This is a genomic window from Senegalia sp. (in: firmicutes), assembly GCF_052088025.1.
GTDB lineage: Bacteria > Bacillota > Clostridia > Tissierellales > SIT17 > Anaeromonas.
Map to the genome: position 1 here is coordinate 34,127 of NZ_JBQCYD010000015.1, position 21,562 is coordinate 55,688.

21 protein-coding genes, 1 pseudogene and 1 riboswitch are annotated in these 21,562 nt (G+C 27.4%); of the genes and pseudogenes, 19 read left to right on the top strand and 3 right to left on the bottom strand.

From position 1 onward, the window contains the following. Nucleotides 1–65: 65 nt before the first annotated feature. On the top strand, nt 66–395 hold the full coding sequence (locus ACTHUW_RS05750) for a hypothetical protein (RefSeq protein ID WP_442212772.1): 330 nt from the start codon (nt 66–68) through the stop codon (nt 393–395). A gap of 25 nt (nt 396–420) precedes the next feature. Here the strand turns inward: ACTHUW_RS05750 and ACTHUW_RS05755 are convergent, their stop codons facing one another. Next, entirely contained in the window at nt 421–1,461 is a 1,041-nt protein-coding gene (locus ACTHUW_RS05755; RefSeq protein WP_442212774.1) for an FAD:protein FMN transferase, read from the bottom strand. Nucleotides 1,462–1,738: 277 nt separating this feature from the next. Here ACTHUW_RS05755 and ACTHUW_RS05760 point away from each other — a divergent pair, with 277 nt between their 5' ends. The 7 genes from ACTHUW_RS05760 to ACTHUW_RS05790 all read left to right on the top strand — a co-directional run bounded on the left by ACTHUW_RS05760 (nt 1,739) and on the right by ACTHUW_RS05790 (nt 8,624). After that, on the top strand, nt 1,739–3,562 hold the full coding sequence (locus tag ACTHUW_RS05760) for an FAD-dependent oxidoreductase (RefSeq protein WP_442212777.1): 1,824 nt from the start codon (nt 1,739–1,741) through the stop codon (nt 3,560–3,562). A gap of 108 nt (nt 3,563–3,670) precedes the next feature. Beyond that, the gene (locus tag ACTHUW_RS05765) at nt 3,671–4,048 is read left to right on the top strand and encodes a NusG domain II-containing protein (protein ID WP_442196852.1); all 378 of its coding nucleotides are present in this window, start codon (nt 3,671–3,673) and stop codon (nt 4,046–4,048) included. Between the two features lie 9 nt (nt 4,049–4,057). Next, a complete protein-coding gene (locus tag ACTHUW_RS05770; RefSeq protein WP_442196853.1) occupies nt 4,058–4,573 on the top strand; it encodes a Gx transporter family protein in 516 nt (171 codons plus the stop codon). Nucleotides 4,574–4,586: 13 nt separating this feature from the next. Further along, nucleotides 4,587–5,552, top strand: coding sequence for a polyprenyl synthetase family protein (locus tag ACTHUW_RS05775; protein ID WP_442196854.1), 966 nt, complete (start codon nt 4,587–4,589; stop codon nt 5,550–5,552). Nucleotides 5,553–5,634: 82 nt separating this feature from the next. Next, entirely contained in the window at nt 5,635–6,315 is a 681-nt protein-coding gene (locus ACTHUW_RS05780) for a response regulator transcription factor (RefSeq protein WP_442196855.1), read from the top strand. Nucleotides 6,316–6,336: 21 nt separating this feature from the next. Further along, a complete protein-coding gene (locus ACTHUW_RS05785; protein WP_442196856.1) occupies nt 6,337–7,704 on the top strand; it encodes an ATP-binding protein in 1,368 nt (455 codons plus the stop codon). A gap of 71 nt (nt 7,705–7,775) precedes the next feature. Further along, nucleotides 7,776–8,624 carry a YitT family protein gene (locus ACTHUW_RS05790; protein ID WP_442196857.1) on the top strand — a complete coding sequence of 283 codons (849 nt, stop codon included), beginning with the start codon at nt 7,776–7,778 and terminating at the stop codon, nt 8,622–8,624. Between the two features lie 43 nt (nt 8,625–8,667). Here the strand turns inward: ACTHUW_RS05790 and msrA are convergent, their stop codons facing one another. Next, a complete protein-coding gene (msrA, locus tag ACTHUW_RS05795) occupies nt 8,668–9,141 on the bottom strand; it encodes a peptide-methionine (S)-S-oxide reductase MsrA (protein ID WP_442196858.1) in 474 nt (157 codons plus the stop codon). 183 nt (nt 9,142–9,324) lie between these two features. On the opposite strand from msrA, the gene ACTHUW_RS05800 reads away from it, so the two are divergent. Further along, nucleotides 9,325–10,272 (top strand): FMN-binding protein, encoded by a 948-nt coding sequence (locus tag ACTHUW_RS05800; protein WP_442196859.1) that lies wholly within the window; start codon nt 9,325–9,327, stop codon nt 10,270–10,272. Nucleotides 10,273–10,324: 52 nt separating this feature from the next. Here ACTHUW_RS05800 and ACTHUW_RS05805 read toward each other — a convergent pair whose 3' ends face one another. Next, nucleotides 10,325–11,047, bottom strand: a complete 723-nt coding sequence (locus tag ACTHUW_RS05805) for a phosphatase PAP2 family protein (protein WP_442196860.1) — start codon at nt 11,045–11,047, stop codon at nt 10,325–10,327. Nucleotides 11,048–11,189: 142 nt separating this feature from the next. Here ACTHUW_RS05805 and ACTHUW_RS05810 point away from each other — a divergent pair, with 142 nt between their 5' ends. From ACTHUW_RS05810 to ribB, 10 genes and pseudogenes are all read left to right on the top strand, one after another. Then, nucleotides 11,190–11,963 carry a patatin-like phospholipase family protein gene (locus ACTHUW_RS05810; protein ID WP_442196861.1) on the top strand — a complete coding sequence of 258 codons (774 nt, stop codon included), beginning with the start codon at nt 11,190–11,192 and terminating at the stop codon, nt 11,961–11,963. 53 nt (nt 11,964–12,016) lie between these two features. Further along, entirely contained in the window at nt 12,017–12,589 is a 573-nt protein-coding gene (locus ACTHUW_RS05815; RefSeq protein WP_442196862.1) for a DUF421 domain-containing protein, read from the top strand. A gap of 115 nt (nt 12,590–12,704) precedes the next feature. Continuing rightward, the gene (locus ACTHUW_RS05820; protein WP_442196863.1) at nt 12,705–14,006 is read left to right on the top strand and encodes a murein hydrolase activator EnvC family protein; all 1,302 of its coding nucleotides are present in this window, start codon (nt 12,705–12,707) and stop codon (nt 14,004–14,006) included. Nucleotides 14,007–14,098: 92 nt separating this feature from the next. Further along, nucleotides 14,099–15,673 (top strand): MutS-related protein, encoded by a 1,575-nt coding sequence (locus tag ACTHUW_RS05825; protein WP_442196864.1) that lies wholly within the window; start codon nt 14,099–14,101, stop codon nt 15,671–15,673. A 52-nt stretch (nt 15,674–15,725) separates the two neighbouring features. Next, nucleotides 15,726–16,406 (top strand): LiaF transmembrane domain-containing protein, encoded by a 681-nt coding sequence (locus ACTHUW_RS05830; RefSeq protein WP_442196865.1) that lies wholly within the window; start codon nt 15,726–15,728, stop codon nt 16,404–16,406. A gap of 17 nt (nt 16,407–16,423) precedes the next feature. Next, a complete protein-coding gene (locus ACTHUW_RS05835; RefSeq protein ID WP_442196866.1) occupies nt 16,424–17,341 on the top strand; it encodes an ABC transporter ATP-binding protein in 918 nt (305 codons plus the stop codon). Further along, a complete protein-coding gene (locus tag ACTHUW_RS05840; protein WP_442196867.1) occupies nt 17,338–18,561 on the top strand; it encodes an ABC transporter permease in 1,224 nt (407 codons plus the stop codon). Before ACTHUW_RS05835 ends, ACTHUW_RS05840 begins: the two co-directional genes overlap by 4 nt. Before the next feature lie 214 nt (nt 18,562–18,775). Further along, a riboswitch (FMN riboswitch) is annotated at nt 18,776–18,897 on the top strand. 135 nt (nt 18,898–19,032) lie between these two features. Then, entirely contained in the window at nt 19,033–20,133 is a 1,101-nt protein-coding gene (ribD, locus tag ACTHUW_RS05845) for a bifunctional diaminohydroxyphosphoribosylaminopyrimidine deaminase/5-amino-6-(5-phosphoribosylamino)uracil reductase RibD (RefSeq protein WP_442196868.1), read from the top strand. After that, nucleotides 20,134–20,784, top strand: a complete 651-nt coding sequence (locus ACTHUW_RS05850) for a riboflavin synthase (RefSeq protein WP_442196869.1) — start codon at nt 20,134–20,136, stop codon at nt 20,782–20,784. A gap of 14 nt (nt 20,785–20,798) precedes the next feature. Next, nucleotides 20,799–21,515 (top strand): annotated as a pseudogene (gene ribB, locus ACTHUW_RS05855) (3,4-dihydroxy-2-butanone-4-phosphate synthase); the annotation flags it as partial. Nucleotides 21,516–21,562: the final 47 nt, after the last annotated feature.

Consider the following 21,562-nt stretch of genomic DNA (forward strand, 5'->3'; position numbering starts at 1 on the left):
TTCTTCATAATCTTTCTCTATAATAGAAAGTAGAAGGACACAACAATAAAAAGGAGATGTAAATTATGAAGAAATTTTTAAGTGTACTATTAATATCAGTATTAGTATTTTCAATTGGAGCTATAGCTTTTGCAGATAGTTCTGGAAGTGAAGTTCCAGAGTGGTTTAAAGATAAAATGAACTGGAAAAGAAATAGAATTGATGAAAATGTGAAAAATGGAGATATCACTGAAAAACAAGCTACAGAATATAAAGAGCATTTAAGTGAAATGGAAGAATATCATAATGAAAATGGATTTGATAATGAAAAATTTAATGGTCAAGGAATGGGATTTAGAAGAAGCAATAAAGATGGTAATCGAAGAGGATTCGGTGGATATTGTCATAATTATTAAAAAAACTCACATAATGTGAGTTTTTTTAATTTGCTAATTTAAATTCATTATTTGTCATTTCAATGTTTTTCTTTATATCAGAACTAATATATACTTCTTTTTTATCTGTTATAAATACAGCATCTATACCATCTAAAGTTTCTACAAATTCTAATCCATCTATAAGACCTAATGCAAATATACCAGTAGATAAACCATCAGCATCAAAAGAACTATCTGCTATGATAGTTACACTTTCTAAATTATTATCTACAGGAAAACCTGTAAAAGGATTTAAAATATGATGATAAAGTTTTCCGTTTTCAGTAAAATTCCTTTCATAAACTCCAGATGAAACTACAGTTTTATTTTCCACACTAGCTATAGCAACATGCTTTCCACGTGGTTCAAAAGGGTTTTGAACTCCTATTTTCCAAGGAGATCCATCAGGTTTACTTCCAAGGGCTAATACATTTCCACCTAAATTTATGATAGCGTGATTAATGTCATTTTCCTTTAAAGTTTTTGCTAATTTATCTGCAGCATATCCTTTTGCTATACCACCTAAATCTAGTTTCATATTTTGCTTCTTTAATTTTACTTTCATCTCTTCTTCATTTAGTTCTATATTTTCATAATTTATAAGAGCTAAAGCATTTTTTATTTCTTCTTTATTTGGAACCTTAGCATTTTCGGTTCCGATTTGCCAAAGTTCTACAAAGGGACCAATACTTATATCAAAATGTCCCTTGGTAAGAGAAGAATATTCCTTACCTTTTTTTATTACATTAAATGTATCTTCTGAAACTTTTACAAAATCATTTCCAGAGTTTTCATTTATTTTATTTACTTCTGATGTTTTTATATTTAAACTCATCTTATTTTCTATATCTTCTATTTCTTTAAATAATGTTTTAAAGATATCTTTATCTACTTCATCATAAATAGAAATATCAACAACGGTACCAAGATATAAAGCGTTTTCACTTTGAGGCTCTATTTTTTGATTTGAAATTTCATCTTGATTACAAGAAACTAATAAAAATGATATTAAAATGAAAAATATAATAAATTTTTTAACTTTCATAATCATCCTCCATCCTTTAAATACTCAAGTAATTATATCATATTTAAATATCATTATGAATATAAATTTAATACCAACTAAACAAATCTAAAAACTTCAATATATTTCATTTAAAGCCTACAAAACAGAATAAAATTATGTTATAATGTGAATAATACTCTGTATTTTAAAAGTTTTTATTATCAATATTCTCATATATTTGCTATTATTTTAATTATAAAAGTTATATTTTTATCAAGACATAATACAGAGCAATATAAAATTAAGGAGGCTCATTATGGGCAAAAAAAGAATAGTTATTTTGGGCGCAGGTTATGGTGGCGTGCATTCAGCTAAATTACTTCATAAAAAATTTAAAAAAGATGATGAGATAGAAGTTACTTTAATTGATAAAAACTCATACCATACTCTTTTAACTGATTTACATGAAGTAGCAGGAAATAGAATTGAAAAACACGGTGTTCAGATAAACCTAGAAAAGATATTTGGTAAAAAGAAGGTCAATGTTGTCACTGATAAAATTGATGATATTGATTTTAAAACTCAAAAATTAATATCAAACACAAAAGAATATGAATATGATTATTTAATATTAGGTTCTGGTGCTGAACCAGCATTTTTTGGTGTAGATGGGGCAGAGGAACATAGTTTTACAATATGGTCTTATGATCAAGCAATGAAGATCAAGAAACATATATACGAAACATTTCAAAATGCAAGTACTGAAACAGATGAAGCTAAAAGACGTAAGATGCTTACATTTGTAGTTGCAGGAGCTGGTTTTACAGGTGTTGAAACAATAGGTGAAATTGCAGAATGGAAGAAAAAGTTATCTAGACAATTTAATATAAATGAGAAAGAAGTATCATTAAAATTAGTAGAAGGATTACCTAAGATACTACCTATATTAGAAGATAGTCTTATAGCTAAAGCAGAAAAAAGATTAAATAAATTAGGGGTAGAAGTATTTACTCAGTCTATGATAATAAAAGTAACTCCTGATAGTGTTGAGCTAAAAGATGGACAAGTATTTAATACTAATACATTAATTTGGACTGCTGGAGTACAAGGAAGTTCTTTTGCAGCAAATTTAGGCCTTACTTTGGGTAAAAGAGGACGTATTCAAACTAATGAATATATGCAATCTGTAGATTATAGAAATGTATATGTGATAGGTGATAACTCTTATTTTGAAGAAGAATCAAGACCTACACCTCAAATAGTTGAAGCAGCACTTCAAACAGCAGAAACAGCAGTAGAAAATATAGAATCAGATATAAAGGGTAATGATTTAAAAGGATTTAAATCTAATTTTCATGGATTTATGGTTTCTATTGGTTCCAGATATGCAGTAGCACGTTTAGGCAATATAAAATTATCTGGATTTTTTGCAATGTTTATGAAACATATGGTTAATGTTCATTATCTATTTGGAGTAGGTGGATTTAATGTAGTATGGTCCTATATAATGCACCAATTCTTTACTATAAAAGAAAATCGTTCAATTGTAGGGGGACATTTTTCATATAGAAGTCCTAATTTTTGGTTGGTTCCTTTAAGATTATTTGTTGGTTTTAAATGGGTAACTGAAGGTTTAAACAAATTACCAGATATATTAGAAGATCCTTCAAATATATTCTTAATACCACCTTCACCGCTTGCAGCTACAACGGGAGCTTCAACAGTTGCTGAAGAAGGAGCTCAAGCAGCAGAGTGGGGAGATGCACTACCTGTACCTGGATTTATAGAAGATATAATGGAATGGTTTATGAATATATTCTTCTATACTGATGATGGCGATTTTACAATACTTGCTAGCGTATTTCAAACTGGAATGGTAATAGCTGAAATAGTTGTAGGGGGATTATTGATACTTGGTTTATTTACAGCTATAGCTTCAATAGTTTCTGTTATAATGGGAATAATGATTTGGACTTCAGGTATGGCTCCTTATGAAATGCTTTGGTATTTAGTAGCTGGAATAGCTCTAATAGGTGGAGCAGGAAGAACATTTGGACTAGATTATTATGTAATGCCAATATTAAAAAAATGGTGGATGAAAACCCCATTTGCAAGAAGAAATTATTTCTATATAGATTAATATTTTATCCTTTCGTTTATTTCTTTATAAGCGAAAGGATTTTATTTGATAAAACAGATTAAAATTGATAAACTAGGAGAAGGTATTAGTTTAGAAAGAGGAAATTATATGAAAAAATTTGATAAAATAATTATAGTTTGTGTGCTTTTAATTTCACTATTTGGATTTTTATATCTTAGATATATAAAAGAAGATAATTTCAATGATAAAAAAGCTATAATTTCTATAGATGGAGAAATTTATAAAACTGTAGAATTAACAAAAGATACAGAAGAAACAATAGAATTGGATACAGAATTTGGTAAAAACACTATAAAATTATACAAGCAAGGAGCAGATATAATAGATGCAGATTGTCCTGATAAGGTATGTGTAGAAGATGGTTTCATAGATAAACCTGGTGAGATATTGGTATGTTTACCAAATAAAGTAGTAATAGAAATAATAGGTGAAAAAGAAGATGAATTAGATGATACTTCTTACTAGGAGGACTTTATGAATAAAACTAGAAAAATAGTAATTATATCATTATTAGTATCACAAGCATTAGTGCTTCATTTAGTAGAGAGAATCATTCCATTTAATTTTGGAGTTCCAGGTGCTAAACTAGGTCTTGCAAATATTATCACTCTTATATCATTATATTTATTTGGATTTAAAGAAACACTAACTGTAGTAATATTAAGAGTAATACTTTCAAGTTTATTAGGTGGTAATGTATCTGGGTTTTTATTTAGTGTTTCTGGTGGCATACTAAGCTTTTTAATAATGTATATATTAAAAGTAATAGGCAGAGAAAAGATAAGTGCTATAGGTATTAGTATAGTAGGAGCTATATTTCATAATATAGGACAAATACTGATGGCTGCAATTATAATAGAAAATTTGAATATATTTATATATTTACCTTTACTATTATTATCTTCAGTAGTTACAGGATTGTTTGTAGGTATTACTGTAAAATATATAATAAAATTTTTAAATGATACTAAATTATTTAATATTAGTTAAGGGTGATAAATTAATGAATACATTTTGGAATGAATATAAAGGAATGAAAGATGATTTAGAAGATATAAATAAAATAATGATAGAAAATGTTAAAACTAGTGAAAAATATATAGAAGAACCCTTAGTGGAACTGATAGATTCTGGGGGAAAGATGCTAAGACCAGCCTTTTTATTACTAGCATCTAAATTTGGTGAATACAATGAAAAGAAACACAAGAATCTAGCAGCCGTAATTGAAATGCTTCATATGGCTACACTTATACATGATGATATAATAGATGAATCCAAATTAAGAAGAGGAAATATCACCATACAATCCAAATATGGTAAGGATAGTGCAGTATATATGGGTGATTTTTTATTCTCTAAATGTTTTCTTATGTTAAGTGAAGAATATTCTATGGAAAATATTAGAATGATATCTCAAGCTATAGCAAAGATTTGCATTGGAGAAATAAGACAATATCATTTTAGATTTAGTAGAGATATATCTTTAAAAAGATATTTGAAAATAATTTCTGGGAAAACAGCAGCACTTTTTGCTATGAGTTTTATTGTAGGAGCGAAAGAAGCTGAATGTGATGATAAATTAGCTAAAAAACTTGGTAAAGTTGGATACAATATAGGTATGGCCTTTCAAATCTTAGATGATATATTAGATTATACTGCAAGTGAAAAGACAATGGGTAAAAGCATTAAAAATGATTTAAAACAAGGATTTTTTACGCTTCCTCTTATATATGCTTTATTAGAAGGAGATAAAAGATTGGAAGAATTAATCGAAAAAGAAGAAATAAATGATAAAGATGTTAGTGAAATAATAAGTATAGTAAAAAACTCTAATGCTATAAAAAGATCTCAAAAGTTAGCTATTAAATATACAGATAGAGCTTTTAAGCAAATAAAAGGATTACCAGATAAGGAAAGCAAAAAAGTAATATATGATATAACAGAAAAACTATTAAAAAGAAAATATTAAATTCATAATATCTTCAAAATGTTATAATATAATAAAATCCAGTATATACTGGATTTTATTATATTTAGGAGGAGGTTTTAATATGAAGGAAAATTTTTTAGTGGTAGATGATCAAAAAGAAATTGTAGATGTAATAAAGGCTTATTTAGAAAAAGAAAAATATAATGTCTATACTGCTTATGATGGTAAGAGTGCATTAGATATATTTCATAATTATAATATAGATTTTTTAGTATTAGATTTAATGTTACCTGATATACCGGGTGAAGAAATATTAAAAAGCATAAGAAAAGAATCACAAGTTCCTGCTATAATGCTTACAGCAAAATCTATGGAAGAAGATAAAATAAGAGGACTTGATATAGGAGCAGATGATTATATAGTAAAACCCTTTAGTCCTAAGGAACTTTTAGCTAGGATAAGAGCTATATTACGTAGAATTGAAAAGCATAATAAAGATCAAAATTCTGATATCATAAAAATAGATGATTTAATTATTAACTTAGAAAGTAGAGAAGTATTAAAATCAGAAAACATTATTGATTTAACTAAAACTGAATTTGATTTACTTAGGTTATTTGTAGAAAACAAGGGGAAAGTTTTTTCAAGAGAAGATTTAATATTAAAATTATTAGGATATGATTATGAAGGGTATGATAGAACAATTGATGCTCATGTTAAAAATTTAAGACATAAAATAGAAGATGGAAAAAATAAATATATAAAAACTGTTTATGGAGTTGGATACAAATTTGTCAGTTAATTTAGAATAGGTAGTGGTAATATGTTTAATCATCTAAGAGCTAGAATAACGATATTAATGATAATTGCAACACTTATATCAGTTATAACAATTAGTATAATTTCAAATATCACTCTTTCTAATAGTTTTTATGAATATTTAACAAGTCAAAAGCAAAATAGAGTAGATGAAATTGTAGATTTAATAAAAAACAATTACAATGAAGATGGATTAGATGAAAGGGAAATAGAAAACATGAAATACTCCCCTCTTGCCAAAGGATTTGATATATTAGTTAAAGATAATGAAGGTAATATAATATTAGCCATAGAAAGAAAAAATTCAAACATGCACGATCATATGATGAATATGATGGGAAATGATGAAAAAAATTATATAGTTAAGACTATAGATTTAGAGAAAAACAATCAAAAAATAGGAGAATTAGAAATAGGATATTCAGATTCTCTAGTTGTAGGAAATAGAGAATTAGAATTTACTAGAGATATAAATAAATCTATAATCTATTCGGCTATAATTTCAATATTTGTAGCAATATCAATGGGATTATATTTTTCAAAATTTATATCTAAACCTATAATTGAAGTAAAAAATACAACTAATGAATTGAGCCATGGAAATTTAGATATATCTGTTCAAACTAGAAGTAAAATAAAAGAATTAAATGAACTTACTGCTTCAATAAATTATTTAAAAGAATCTTTAAAAACTGAAAATAATCTTAGAAAAAGACTTACATCAGATATTTCTCATGAACTTAGAACACCTCTTACCATATTAAAAAGTCATATAGAAGCAGTTCAAGATGAAATTTGGGAAATGGATAAAGATAGAATAGAGATATTTAGAAAAGAAGTAGATAGGCTTATATTACTTGTTGAACAATTAAAATTCTTAAATAATATAAGAGAGAGAAATATATTAATTAATATTGAAAAAGTTAATCTTGAAAAAATTTCTAATGAAGTATTAAAAAATATTGAAATAGGATTTATAAGAAAAAACATAAGAATTAAAAAGAATATAAATGAAAATATTTTTATTTCAGCAGAAAATGACAAGATGAAACAAATAATCATAAATCTACTTTCAAATTCTATCAAATTCACACCTGAAGATGGACAAGTTTTCATCAATATATATAAGGAAAATGGATTTGGAATATTTAAGTTAAAAAATTCAGGTGAAGGAATAGATAAAAATGATTTACCACATGTGTTTGAAAGGTTATATAGAACTGATAAATCTAGAAATCGTGACAGAGGTGGAACTGGACTAGGACTTGCAATAGTCAAAGAAATTGTAGAGGCTTATGGGGGAAATATAGAAGTGGAAAGTGTTGAAAATGAATTTACAGAATTTATTATAAGTATTCCTTTATATAACTAAATGTTGCAGTATAATTAAATTTGTGATAATATTTATGAGGAATAAATAAAATAATTGGTGGAGAAGAGAATATGAAATTTGATATAAAAAAGTTTATTTTAATTAATATCGGTGTTTTAATAATGGCTCTTGGAGTGTATATATTTTTAATCCCAGCTAATCTTGCAGTGGGTGGAGTTACAGGATTTGCTATGGTAATTAATAAAGTATTTCCAATTTTGCCTATAGGAATTGTAATGACAGTAGCAAATGTATTGTTGTTTATTTTAGGATTTATATTTATAGGAAAAGAATTTGGTGGATATACAATATATTCTAGTTTTCTATTATCAGGAGTTATATATATATTAGAAATAATCATACCTATAAAAGATCCAATAATTGATGATTTATTAATTAATCTAGTATATGGAATTATTATACAAGGTATGGGGATGGGAATAATATTTTATCAGAACTCATCTACAGGTGGGACAGATGTAATAGCTAAAATAATAAATAAGTTTTTCCATTTAGATATAGGAAAGGCACTACTTTTAGCAGACTTCTTTATAACTGTATTTGCAGGATTTATATTTGGCCCTAAATTAGGATTATATGCTTTGTTAGGAGTTGTAGCAAATGCATATGTAATAGACAATGTAATAGCTGGCTTTAATACAAAAATGAATATAACCATAAATAGTAATAAAACTGAAGAAATAAATCAATATATAATTCATGAAATTGATAGAGGAACAACTCTATATTCAGCTGATGGAGGATATTCAAAAATAAATAAGACAATAATAAATACAGTTGTAAATAGAAAACAATATATACAAATTAAAAACCATGTTAAAGAAATAGATCCAGATGCTTTCATAACAGTCGGCTTCGTACATGAAGTATTAGGTGAAGGTTTTAATATTAATAGCTAAAAAAGCATAAAAATGTCTGTACAAAACTTTGTACAGACATTTTTTAATCTAGTGGTATATGACAATAACCATTAGGATTTTTCTTTAAATAATCTTGATGATAATCTTCTGTTTTATAGTATAATTTCAATGGTTCTACTTCTGTTACAATTGGCTTTTTATATTTTTCTTGCTCTGATTTAAATACGTCTAAAATAATATCTTTATCATCTTCATTTATATAATAAACTCCAGTCCTATATTGAGTACCTCTATCAGGTCCTTGTCTATTTTCTATGGTTGGATCAATTATAGAAAAAAACTTTTCTAAAAGTGATTTTAAAGTTAATTTATTTTCATCATAGTTAATTTTAACGGCTTCAGCATGTCCTGTCATCCCAGTACAAACCTGCTCATAACTAGGATTTTTACGTCTGCCATTTGCATAGCCAACCTCTGTATCAACTACTCCATTTATTCTACTAATATATTCTTCAACTCCCCAAAAACAACCACCAGCTAAAACTATTTCTTTCATAAAATCGCCTCCTATCTTTATAATACCCTTTTCAAATAATTATTATCTAAATAAAATAATTATTTGAAATTAATACAAAGTAAGTACATATTAATAGTAGGTATTGACATTAAAAAGATTATATTTTATAATAATAAGTGAAATAATAAACAAAAAATATATGTTGTAGGGGGAATTTTTAAGATGGCAAAAAAGAAATTTTTATCACTAGGTATTGCTTTATTAGTATCTGCTAGTTTATTAGCTGGTTGTGGAGATGACAACACAGATGGTGAGGAAACATCTACAGATGCAGGACAAGAACAAACAAAAGAAGAAGATAAAGAAGAAACTTCTTCAGAAGATGCAAGCTATGAAGATGGCATTTATTTCGCACAGGAAGATAACTTCTCAGAAGAAACTGGCTGGAAATATGTTGCTACACTTAAAGTAGAAGATGGAAAGATAACAGAAGCTGAGTGGAATGGTGCACATAAAGATGGTGGAACAGATAAGATAACTAGATCAGAATCTGGAGAATATGGAATGGTAGAAAATGGTGGAGCACAAGCACCATGGGCAGAGCAAGCTGAAAAAGCTGAAGCTTACTTAATAGAAAAACAAGATCCATCAGATATAGAGTATAGTAATGAAGAAGGAGCAACAGATGCAATTTCAGGAGTATCAATCAAAGTTAAATCTTTCTTTGAATTAGCTGAAAAAGCATTAAATGGAGATCCTGTAGGTGAAGGACAATATAAAGATGGAAATTATACTGCTGAAGAAGAAGATTTTGATGCAGATTCAGGTTGGAAGGCTACAGCAGATATCACAGTTATAAATGGATATATAGTAGCAGCTGATTGGGATGGTTTAAGCAAGGAAGAACCTAAAGATGAAGATGGAAACATCAAAACAAAAGATCAAGTATCAGCAGATGGTGAGTATGGCATGGTTGAAAATGGAGATGCACAAGCACCATGGGTTGAGCAAGCTGATAAAGCTGAAATGTATTTAATAGAAAAACAAGATCCAACAGCTATAGAATATAGTAATGATGAAGGAGCAACGGATGCAATTTCAGGAGTATCAATCAAAGTTAAATCTTTCTTTGAATTAGCAGAAAAAGCATTAGAAGGCGCTAAAAAATAATAATGAAATATTAAAAGCTCTTAGGTGAATAAATTCACCTAAGAGCTTTTATTTAATTTCTTTTAAAAAATATATCTTTAATATTATCAATAGGTCTTATATTATTTTTATTATGCCATTTAATCCATTCCAAAGTCACTATAGTAATAATCATCCAAAACAAACCTGAAAGTTGACCTGCGATAACATCTGAAGGGAAATGAGCACCAAGATAAACTCTACTCATACCTATAAGTATAAACAAAAGAGCTAAAATAATTGATAATAACCATTTTATTAATTTTGAAAATTTACTTTTAATTATAAGGTATATTAAGAATCCATAAAAGGTAATAGAACCCATAGCATGACCACTAGGAAAACTAAATCCTACAGCATCTATATTTGGTATTATAGATGGTCTTTCCCTCTTAAATATGTTTTTAAGAGCTTTAATCAAAACTCCTGAACCTGCTACTGTTATTATTAGAAATAAAGTATCCAATTTTTTCTTTTCCTTAAAGAATAATATTAAAGAAACAATTAAAGTTCCAGCAGTTAAAAACCAAACTGATCCTAATTCAGTTATAACTTTAAAAAATTGATCTAAAAAACTTGAAGAATATTCATTTAAAAAAGATATAATATTTGAATCAAAGTTTTGAACTTCCGTTTCAATAACTTCTTCTGCGATTTCAATAAAGCCTAAAAACATAAGGCCTGAAAGTATAAATCCAATTATTAATAGTATAATTGGAAATATTGAACTTTTAATTTCCTTGTTATTAGTATTCAATTTATTCTCCTTCCTTTAAAGTATTTATTTATATTTATCTACCCCTTAAGGAATATATTACACAATATTTACTTCTTGCCTTTAAAAAATATATATGATACATTTAGACTTGTAAATATTCGCAAATTGGAGGCGTAAAGTAATGAATGGATTATATTTACAAGGTGGAGGGGCAAAAGGAGCTTTTCAAGCAGGTGTTATTTATGGATTAAATGAAAAAGGTATAGATTTTAATATAATTTCTGGTACTTCAATAGGAGCAATAAATGGATATTATATATATACTGATAACATAGATAAATTAAAAGAAACCTGGTTACATATGGATGAAAATGAACTAGGAAAAACAATGCTAACAGATAAGGTTATAGAAAATGAAATTTTAATAAATAAGCTTGAAAATTTACAAGGTAAAAACAATAATATTAAAAAGTTTTATGTTAATTATATAAATGTTTTTAATAATATATTAAGAGAAATCACAAAAGATATAGTGAAATTAACTAAAACAGAAGCATTAAATACAATTAAATACAGCTCGCTTTTACCATATGTTGGATCTCAAGATATAAATATTAATGATGCCATTAAAAATTTTGATTCTAGTGTTATATTTGAAAAATTTAAAGAGGAATTATATCAAGGAAATTATAATGGATATAATCTAGATGGAGGTATATTAAATAATAATTTCTTAGAAAAATTCATAGAAAAAAAAGTGGATAAATTATATATAATTCAATTTAAAAAGAATTATGAACTACCAGAATATATATTAGAAAATTATGATGAAAAAGATTTGATAATAATAGAGCCAAGTGTAGCATTTGAACCAAATGACACATTAAAGTTTGAAAAAGAATTTTGCAAAGAAAGATTTAATGAAGGATATAATATAGGAAAGAATATAGAATAAATTCATAAAACTTCCACAAACTATATGTATATAAAAAAAGTGGAGGTGTAATAATGGATTTTATATGGAATTCATTAATATTATTAATAGCAGGTGTATTTTTCTTGAGAATCTCTGGAAGAAAGTCTATTTCACAGATGACTATAGCTCATACAGTTATAATGATTTCTATAGGTTCACTTATAGTTCAACCTATAGCAGAAAAAAGTGTAACAAAAACTGTGATTATTGCAGCTATATTTATAGTTTTTACTATAATTTTAGAATTATTACAAGTTAAAATAAATTTAATGGAAAAAATCATAACAGGTAAATCGCTTATAGTTATTGATGATGGAAATATAAATATTGAAAACTTGAAAAAATTGAGATTAACCGTAGATCAATTAGAAATGAGACTTAGACAACAAGGAATATCAGAGATTAACCACCTTAAATCAGCTACAGTTGAACCTAATGGTCAATTAGGATATGAACTTAAGAGAAAGTATAAACCTTTGACTATAGGAGATTTTGAAGATATAATATTATCTAAAAACAAAGATGAAAGCAATATAAGTAACAATATATTCTCTGAAATAAAGTATAAACACACCAATAATACAGTAAATAAAAAGTTGAAATAATATATAGGACTAATTTACTAAAAGTTTTTTACCCAAAGGGGTAGATATTTATTCATAAAATGATATAATGTAATAGAAATGAAATATAAGAGAAATGTTTTAAGGGGGAATTTTAGTGAATTTTAGGAAGTTATCTGCAGTACTATGTGCAGCTATGGTGTTGAATTTATCTTTTGTATATGCTGATGATATTGATAGCAAAAAAGAAGATTTAAATAAAACTCAAGAAGAAATTAATAAGGTTAAGGATAATATAGATGGTACAAAAAGCAAAAAAAATAATGTTGAAGGTGAGATAGCAGAATTAGAAGGAGAAATTAATACTACTAATTCAGATATATCTTCTATTGAAAATAATATATCACAGGTGAAATCAGATATAGAAAAAAGTAAAAAAGAAATTAAAGAATCTCAAGCAACAATAGATGAAAAAAATGAAACAGTAAATAAAAGATTAAGAGCAATGTATAAGAATGGCAATGATGTGAGTTATTTACATATTCTTTTATCAGCTGAATCATTAGGGGAATTTATTGAAACATTTGATACTATAAAAAAAGTAACAAATAATGACCATGATCTTTTAAAGGAAATGGAAAAAGAAAAAAAGATAATTGAAGCAAAAAAAGATAAATTAACCTCTCAAGAAAAACAATTAAAACTTCAAACAGTTAAATTAAAAGAAAAAAGAGAAGAACTTCAATTAGCATCTAGAAGCAAAAATGAATTAGTAAAAGAATTAGATCAAAGTATTCAAGTAAGTGAAGAACAATATAATGAATTGAAAAATGATTCAGAAGCAATAACAAATGAAATTAAAAATTTAGAAGAAGAAGCAAGAAGAAAATTAGAAGCTATGAAAAAGGCTGAAGAAGAAGCAAGAAGAAAAGCTGAAGCTGAAAGACAAGCTGCAGAAGAAGCTAAAAGAGAAGAACAATCAAGTAACCAAAGTAATAGCTCTGGAAGTTCTAGTTCACAAACGGCATCTAAACCTAAACCAGAAGTATCAAAACCAGCTCCATCATCTACAGGTTATGTTTGGCCAATTTCAGGACATAAAAGAGTAACATCACCATATGGCTATAGAATTCATCCAATAAGCGGATCACGTAGAATGCATACAGGTATAGATATTGGAGCACCAACTGGATCAATAGCAGTTTCAGTTAGGGATGGTATAGTTTTATCATCTGGATGGAGAGGTGGATATGGTAAGACTGTTATGATAGCTCATGACAATGGTACTACTTCATTATATGCACATAATTCAGCACTTTTAGTTAGCAGTGGACAATTTGTAAAACAAGGACAAGCAATAGCAAAAGTAGGAAGTACAGGAAATTCTACAGGACCTCATTCTCATTTTGAAATTAGAGTAAATGGAAATCATCAAAATCCGTTAAATTATGTAAGATAAATATATAAAATGGAAAGCATATGCTTTCCATTTTTTATTAAGAAAAATTCTAAATAAAAAAGTTGAATTATACAAATTGGGGTGTCTAATAATTGATAGAAAAGTTTAAAAATATGTTTAAAAAAGAAAAGAAATTAGAATATGATATTAATAGAAAGAGAAATTTTGATACTGTGAAATTAATATTTAACAGACTTAAGAAAGAAAATGATTTCGTAGATGAAAGTACATGGAATGATTTAAATATGGATAAAATATATTCAAATATTGATAGAACACTTACTACACCTGGTGAACAATATTTATATTATATTTTAAGGACACCATTAGATGATAATGAAGCGCTTAAAAAGAGAGGGAATATTATATCTATATTTGATAAAGATAAAAACTTCAGAAAATCTATTCATAAAAAATTAAACAATATAGATAGAACAGAAGATGATATTATTTATGTATTAGAAAATCGATTAGAATCTAATTTCATAATGAAAATAGTTTATAATTTATTTTCTTTATTATCTATTTTAAGTATTATATCGATATTTTTAATACCAAATATTAGGGATAATGCTATCGTAATACTTGCACTTATATCTGGTATTAATATGTTTTTGCATTATAGTGCAGTTAGAAAGATAGGAGATAAAATAGAAACTATTCAGTATACGGGAAATATGATAAAAGTAAGTAGAAATTTATTAAAGTTACTAGAAAATAAATTACCAAATTATAATGAAAAAATTGATAATTTATATAATGATATTAAAAAAATAGGAAAAAAATCAAAAGTTATTTCTTCTGTTGAAGGGTTAGATGTATTTGCAGATTATATAAATATATTATTTTTAGTAAAAGAAAGAAATTACTTCTCTATTGTAGAAGAAGTTAAAAAACACAATGAAAAAATAATAGAGCTTTATAACTTGATAGGTGAATTAGATTCATATATTGCAATATCTTTATATAGAGATAATTTAGATTATCATACAATACCTGAGTTCACTTCTGATAGAAGAAAAATTATAGCAAAAGATATAATTCATCCACTCCTTGAAAAACCTGTAGCAAATGATATTAATTTTGAAAGAGGAGGTATGGTATTAACAGGTTCAAATATGAGTGGGAAATCTACATTTTTAAGAACAATAGGTGTTAATTCTATACTTTCACAGACAATATATACTGTATTAGCAAAAGAATATAAATCATCATTTTACAAAGTGGTAAGCTCCATTAGTTTACAAGACAATATAGGTGAAGGAAAAAGCTATTATTTTGCTGAAGCTGAAGCAATACTAAAGATGATAAAATCAAGCAAAGAAACAATAACAACACTTGCTTTAATTGATGAAATATTTAAAGGAACGAATCCAATTGAAAGAATAAATGCTGCAGCTGAAATATTAAATTATATTGAAAAGCAAAATGCATTTACTATTGTTGCAACTCATGACTTGAATTTAATTCCATTAATACATAATTACATAAGATATTATTTCATGGAAAATATGACAGATGAAGGTATGATATTTGATTATAAACTTAGAAAAGGAATATCCCCTACAAGAAATGCTATAAAAATATTAGAATATATTGGATATCCAAAAGAACTATTAAAAAACATCGATAAAAGACTAGTTAGTATAAAGGAAAATGAATATTAATGTAGAAGTATATAATATAGAGCTAAAAAATTAAAATAAAGAGGTGATTATCTTGGATAAAAAAATATTAGGTATTATAATTATTTTAATAGGTGTATTATTACTTTTAACCTCAAATGGTATACTAGATTTAAACATAGGTTATATTATATCAAATTTTTGGCCGATGATACTTATAGGAGCTGGATTATTTAGCTTAATAACTAATAAAGCTTCAAAAGTAGGTGGAGCTATAGTACTTACTATAGGTGTATTGTTTCAATTAAGAAACTTGGATTACTTTGATATCTTTGAGTATTTGGAATTCTGGCCAGTTATTATTATAATAATTGGTATATCTTTAATATTTTCTAATAAAGATAAATGGAATAAGGATCAAAATGATAGTATTAAGCCTATTGCAATATTTTCTGGATTGAACTTAAGGAATACATCAAATAATTTTAAAGGTGGTTCTGCGACAGTATTATTTGGTGGAATAGAGTTAGATTTACAAGAAGCTAATATAGATCATGATAAAATAGCTACATTAGATGTATTTGTTGCTTTTGGGGGCTTAGATATGGTTGTACCTGAAGGATGGAATGTAGAAATTAAAGGTTTACCTCTCTTTGGTGGCTGGGATAATAAAACAAGAAATAAAGGAAATACAAATTTACCAAAATTAAAAATAAATGCAGTAGTGTTATTTGGTGGAGTGGATGTTAAGGACTTTAGAAAGAAAAATAGTTAAATAAAGGAAGTGAAGTTATGCAATTACAAGTAAAAAATATTTACAAAAAATTTACCAAAAAAGAAGTGCTTCATGGAATATCATTTGATGTTAAAAGTGGTAGGGCTTTAGGACTTCTTGGAAGAAATGGTGCAGGAAAAACTACTACAATAAGGATTATCATGAATTTATTTGATCCAAATGAAGGAGAGATACTTTTAGATGGTAAAAAGTTTAATCCAAAGAACCATGATATTGGTTATTTACCAGAAGAAAGAGGGCTTTATCCCAAACAAAAGGTTTTAGAACAATTAGTTTATTTAGGAGAACTTAGAGGACTTAGTAAAGCTAAATCAAAAGAAAACACTTTATATTGGCTAGAAAGATTAGGTGTAGATGAATATAAAAATAAAAATCTAGAGACCTTATCTAAAGGAAATCAACAAAAAGTACAGCTTGCAGAAACTTTTCTTACAAACCCAGATATAATAATACTTGATGAACCTTTTAGTGGGCTTGATCCTGTTAATTCACAAATATTAAAAGATATTATAAATGAACTTATATCTGAAGAAAAACTTTTGATATTTTCATCACATCAAATGGGATATGTAGAAGAATTTTGTAAAGAAATTGCACTTGTTGATAATGGGAATATTGTACTTACAGGTGATTTAGATGATATAAAGAAGGATTATGGTAAAAATAGACTAACTATAAGTTCAAGTAATTTAGAATTAAATGAATTAAAGTTAAAAATAGAAAGAGAATTTAATGATATAGTTAGAGTTTTAGAAAAAAGAAAAAAATATTTATTATTAGAACTTATTCACCATAGTTCTAAAAATGACTTTTTGAAAAAAATAATAGAGAATAATATAGACATAGAAGAATTTTCTGCATATAAACCAAAACTTGAAGACATATTTGTTGAGAAAGTAGGTGATAAGAAATGAAAAATTTCTTTACAGTATTTAAATTTGAATTATCTAGTCTTATAAAAAAGAAGACATTTATAATTTCTACTATTATAATACTTTTAATATTAACTATAGGTATCTCATTTCCTACAATAAAATCTGCATTTACTTCAGGTGATGGAGATGATGATGATAAAATGGATACAAAGATTGGCTATGTAGACGAAGGTTCAGTATTTAAAAACAATGAAGTATTAGAACAAAGTTTTTATGGAGGTCAAATCCAGAAGTTTGAAACTGAAGGTGAGCTTAAAGAAAAAGTAGACTCTGATGAAATCGATTCAGGTTATATTATAGATTCACCTACTGAATATACTCAAGTATTAAAAAACAATGAAATTATAGGAACACCAGATGCTATGATGTTTGAACAAGCACTCATTACAACATATAGAGTTCAAGGCTTTGGTGAAAAAAATATAGAATATAGTGAAGTTGAAGGATTAATAAATCCTCAGATAAAATCAGATACTATAATATTAGGTAAAGATAGTGCTAGTAATTATCTTTATACTTATATATTAGTTTTTGGTCTATATTTTATGATAATATTCTATGGTCAAATTATAGCTACATCGGTTGCAAGTGAAAAGAGCAATAGAACAATGGAAGTTTTAGTAACAAGTACTAATACTACCAACCTTATATTTGGTAAAGTGATAGCAGGAGCAACAGCTGGAGTAATTCAATTTGGATTAATAATAGCTACTGCAATAGGAGTATATAAATTAAATCAAGATGCATGGAATAATAATCTGGACTTCATATTTGATATACCAGGTAATGTATTATTGTTTTTTGCCCTGTTTGGGATATTAGGATATCTCTTATATGCATTTATATTTGGAGCACTTGGAGCACTCGTATCTCGTACAGAAGATGTAGGAACAAGTTCTACTCCAATTACAATACTATTTATAGGAGTATTTTTCATAGCTATTGTTGGTATGCAAAACACAGAAAGTATGCTTTTAAAAGTTGCATCATTTATACCATTTAGCTCATTTTTAGCTATGTTTGTAAGGGTAACTATGGGAAGTGTATCAAATATTTCAGTTGTAATATCCATAGCATTACTTGTAGTAACTACAGCTTTAGTAGGATATTTGGCATCAAAAATATATAGAACTGGTACACTTATGTATGGAAATAGAGTGAAATTAAAGGATTTATTTAAAATAATGAAAAGTCAATAACACTTAAACTATAATCCTCATATATTATTATTCTTCTTCTAAGAGGTCTTCTATAAAGCACAGCCACTAATAAAAACCATAGTAGTAAACTTGCTGCACTAAAGTTTATAAATTAGAATTTTTATATCATTGCTTTGTTTATAGTAATAATATTTTGAAAATCTACCTTGACAAACTTTAAGTAAAAGTGATATATTTTAAACATAAAAGTAAATATAATCTTCAGGGCAGGGTGAAATTCCCGACCGGCGGTAAAGTCCGCGACCCATATGAAAATATGGTTGACTTGGTGAAATTCCAAGACCGACAGTAAAGTCTGGATGAAAGAAGATACAAGATGAGAGGTATAAATATATTAATTAATATATTCATACCTTAACGTTGTTATCAAGCTCTGGAGGGTTACCTCCAGAGCTTATATTTTTGTCATTTTTAGTAAAAAATATTTCAATTGAAATTAGAGGTGGATGTATGAATATAAAATATATGAAAAGAGCCATGGAATTATCCAAAAAAGGTAAGGGCTATGCTAACCCCAATCCTTTAGTAGGAGCAGTTATAGTAAAGAATGACAAAATAATTGCTGAAGGATACCATGAATTTTATGGAGGAGCTCATGCTGAAATAAATGCTTTTAAAAATGCTTCCGAGGATGTTAAAGAAGCTACAATGTATGTAACATTAGAGCCTTGCTCACATTTTGGTAAAACACCACCATGTGCTAATAATATTATAGATAAAGGAATATCTAAAGTAATCATTGGAATGAAGGATCCAAACCCATTAGTTGCAGGTAAGGGAATAGAAATTTTAAAAAGTAATGGTATAGAAGTCCAAGTAGGAGTTTTAGAAGATGAAGTTAGGAAGCTAAATGAAGTTTTCATCAAATATATAACTAAAAAGAGACCATTTTGTATTTTAAAAACAGCTATGACATTGGATGGTAAAATAGCATCTAATATTGGTGATTCAAAGTGGATTACTAATGAAAAATCCAGGAATTATGTACATCACATAAGGCATCAAGTTTCTGCCATAATGGTAGGTATTGGTACTGTATTTGCTGATAATCCCAGTTTAACTACAAGACTTGGTAATGGTGGATTAGATCCAATTAGAGTTATTGTAGATACAAATGGAAGGATACCATTAGATGCTAAAGTGCTAAATATTAAATCAGATGCTAAAACTATTGTAGCTACAACAGATAAAATTGCTAATGAAAAAATTAAGGCCATAGAAGAAAAGGGTGGGAAAATAATAATTACACCTTTAAAGAATGGAAAAGTAGATTTAGATGATTTGATGGATCAACTAGGAAAAATGAAAGTAGATAGTGTTTTACTTGAAGGTGGATCTACATTAAATTATAGTGCATTAGAATATGGTGTTGTGGATAAAGTATTATCTTTTATATCACCTAAGATAATAGGAGGTAATGGCGCTAAAACTCCAGTTGGAGGAAAAGGTAGGACATATATAAAAGAAGCATTTACTCTTAAGGATATGGCTATATCAAGATTTCAAGAAGATATTATGATTGAAGGTTATCTAAGGAAGGAAGATGGATAAATGTTTACAGGATTAATAGAGGAAATAGGTATAGTAGATAGGATTGTAAAGGGAATGAAATCAGCACAGATTACTATAAAAGCTAAAAAGGTTACAAAAGAAGTAAAGCAAGGAGATAGTATTAGTACTAATGGAGTATGTCTTACAGTCATAGATTTTGGAAAAGGCAATTTTACAGTGGATGTGATGCCTGAAACAATGAGACGAAGTAATTTAAGCAATTTAAAATCAGGAAGTAAAGTTAATCTTGAAAGAGCAATGAAGCTTGGAGATAGATTTGGAGGACATATCGTATCTGGTCATATAGATGGGGTAGGAAAAATTAAAGCATTAGAGGAAGAAGATAATGCTACTTGGATTTCAATCGAGTCATTATCAGATATTATGAAGTACATTATCAATAAAGGTTCAATAGCAGTTGATGGAACTAGTCTAACGGTTGCTAATGTAAATGATAATATTTTTAAGGTCTCAATTATACCGTTAACTAAAGAAGAAACAACCTTATTGAGTAAAGAGATTGGAGACCATGTAAATTTAGAATGTGATATGGTTGGAAAATATATTGAAAGATTTATGAAGTTTGAGAATGTAGATAAAACAAAAAGTTCAATAGATTTAAACTTTTTAAAAGAAAATGGATTTGCATAAGGGAGGTTTATAAAATGTATAAATTTAATACAGTAAAAGAAGCAATTGAAGATATAAAAAATGGAAAGATGGTTGTAGTTGTAGATGATGAAGATAGGGAAAATGAAGGAGACTTACTTATGGCTGCTGAGAAGGTCACTACAGAAACAATAAATTTCATGGCTAAATATGGTAGAGGACTTATATGTACACCAATGATAAAGAAAAGATTAGATGAGTTAGATATATATCCTATGGTTTCTATAAATACAGATCCAAAAGAAACAGCATTTACAGTATCTGTAGACTCAGTAGAAACAACTACAGGGATTTCAGCAGGAGAGAGAGCCATGACTGTTCAAAAGCTAATAGACTCTAAGGTAACATCTAATGATTTTAATAGACCAGGACATATTTTCCCTCTAGTAGCAAAAGAAGGAGGTGTGTTAAAAAGAGCAGGACATACTGAAGCATCAGTAGATTTAGCAAAATTAGCTGGGTTATATCCAGCGGGGGTCATATGTGAAATTATGAATGACGATGGAACTATGGCAAGAGTCCCTCAACTTATGGAATATGTGAAAGAGCATAATTTAAAAATAATAACTATAGCAGATTTAATTGCATATAGAAGAGAAAACGAGTCTCTAATCGAAAGAGCATCAGAAGCTTCCATGCCTACAAGATATGGTGACTTTAAAATAGTAGGATATGTCAACAAAATAAATGGAGAGCATCATGTAGCTCTGATCAACATATGATAATGTCCTATTATAACATTTATGATTATGTCCTAATT

Excerpts from the sequence above, each read along its gene's own strand:
- ACTHUW_RS05750 (WP_442212772.1), top strand. The coding sequence starts at position 66 with ATGAAGAAATTTTTAAGTGTACTATTAATATCAGTATTAGTATTTTCA.
- ACTHUW_RS05755 (WP_442212774.1), bottom strand. The coding sequence starts at position 1,461 with ATGAAAGTTAAAAAATTTATTATATTTTTCATTTTAATATCATTTTTA.
- ACTHUW_RS05760 (WP_442212777.1), top strand. The coding sequence starts at position 1,739 with ATGGGCAAAAAAAGAATAGTTATTTTGGGCGCAGGTTATGGTGGCGTG.
- ACTHUW_RS05765 (WP_442196852.1), top strand. The coding sequence starts at position 3,671 with ATGAAAAAATTTGATAAAATAATTATAGTTTGTGTGCTTTTAATTTCA.
- ACTHUW_RS05770 (WP_442196853.1), top strand. The coding sequence starts at position 4,058 with ATGAATAAAACTAGAAAAATAGTAATTATATCATTATTAGTATCACAA.
- ACTHUW_RS05775 (WP_442196854.1), top strand. The coding sequence starts at position 4,587 with ATGAATACATTTTGGAATGAATATAAAGGAATGAAAGATGATTTAGAA.
- ACTHUW_RS05780 (WP_442196855.1), top strand. The coding sequence starts at position 5,635 with ATGAAGGAAAATTTTTTAGTGGTAGATGATCAAAAAGAAATTGTAGAT.
- ACTHUW_RS05785 (WP_442196856.1), top strand. The coding sequence starts at position 6,337 with ATGTTTAATCATCTAAGAGCTAGAATAACGATATTAATGATAATTGCA.
- ACTHUW_RS05790 (WP_442196857.1), top strand. The coding sequence starts at position 7,776 with ATGAAATTTGATATAAAAAAGTTTATTTTAATTAATATCGGTGTTTTA.
- msrA (WP_442196858.1), bottom strand. The coding sequence starts at position 9,141 with ATGAAAGAAATAGTTTTAGCTGGTGGTTGTTTTTGGGGAGTTGAAGAA.
- ACTHUW_RS05800 (WP_442196859.1), top strand. The coding sequence starts at position 9,325 with ATGGCAAAAAAGAAATTTTTATCACTAGGTATTGCTTTATTAGTATCT.
- ACTHUW_RS05810 (WP_442196861.1), top strand. The coding sequence starts at position 11,190 with ATGAATGGATTATATTTACAAGGTGGAGGGGCAAAAGGAGCTTTTCAA.
- ACTHUW_RS05815 (WP_442196862.1), top strand. The coding sequence starts at position 12,017 with ATGGATTTTATATGGAATTCATTAATATTATTAATAGCAGGTGTATTT.
- ACTHUW_RS05835 (WP_442196866.1), top strand. The coding sequence starts at position 16,424 with ATGCAATTACAAGTAAAAAATATTTACAAAAAATTTACCAAAAAAGAA.
- ACTHUW_RS05840 (WP_442196867.1), top strand. The coding sequence starts at position 17,338 with ATGAAAAATTTCTTTACAGTATTTAAATTTGAATTATCTAGTCTTATA.
- ribD (WP_442196868.1), top strand. The coding sequence starts at position 19,033 with ATGAATATAAAATATATGAAAAGAGCCATGGAATTATCCAAAAAAGGT.
- ACTHUW_RS05850 (WP_442196869.1), top strand. The coding sequence starts at position 20,134 with ATGTTTACAGGATTAATAGAGGAAATAGGTATAGTAGATAGGATTGTA.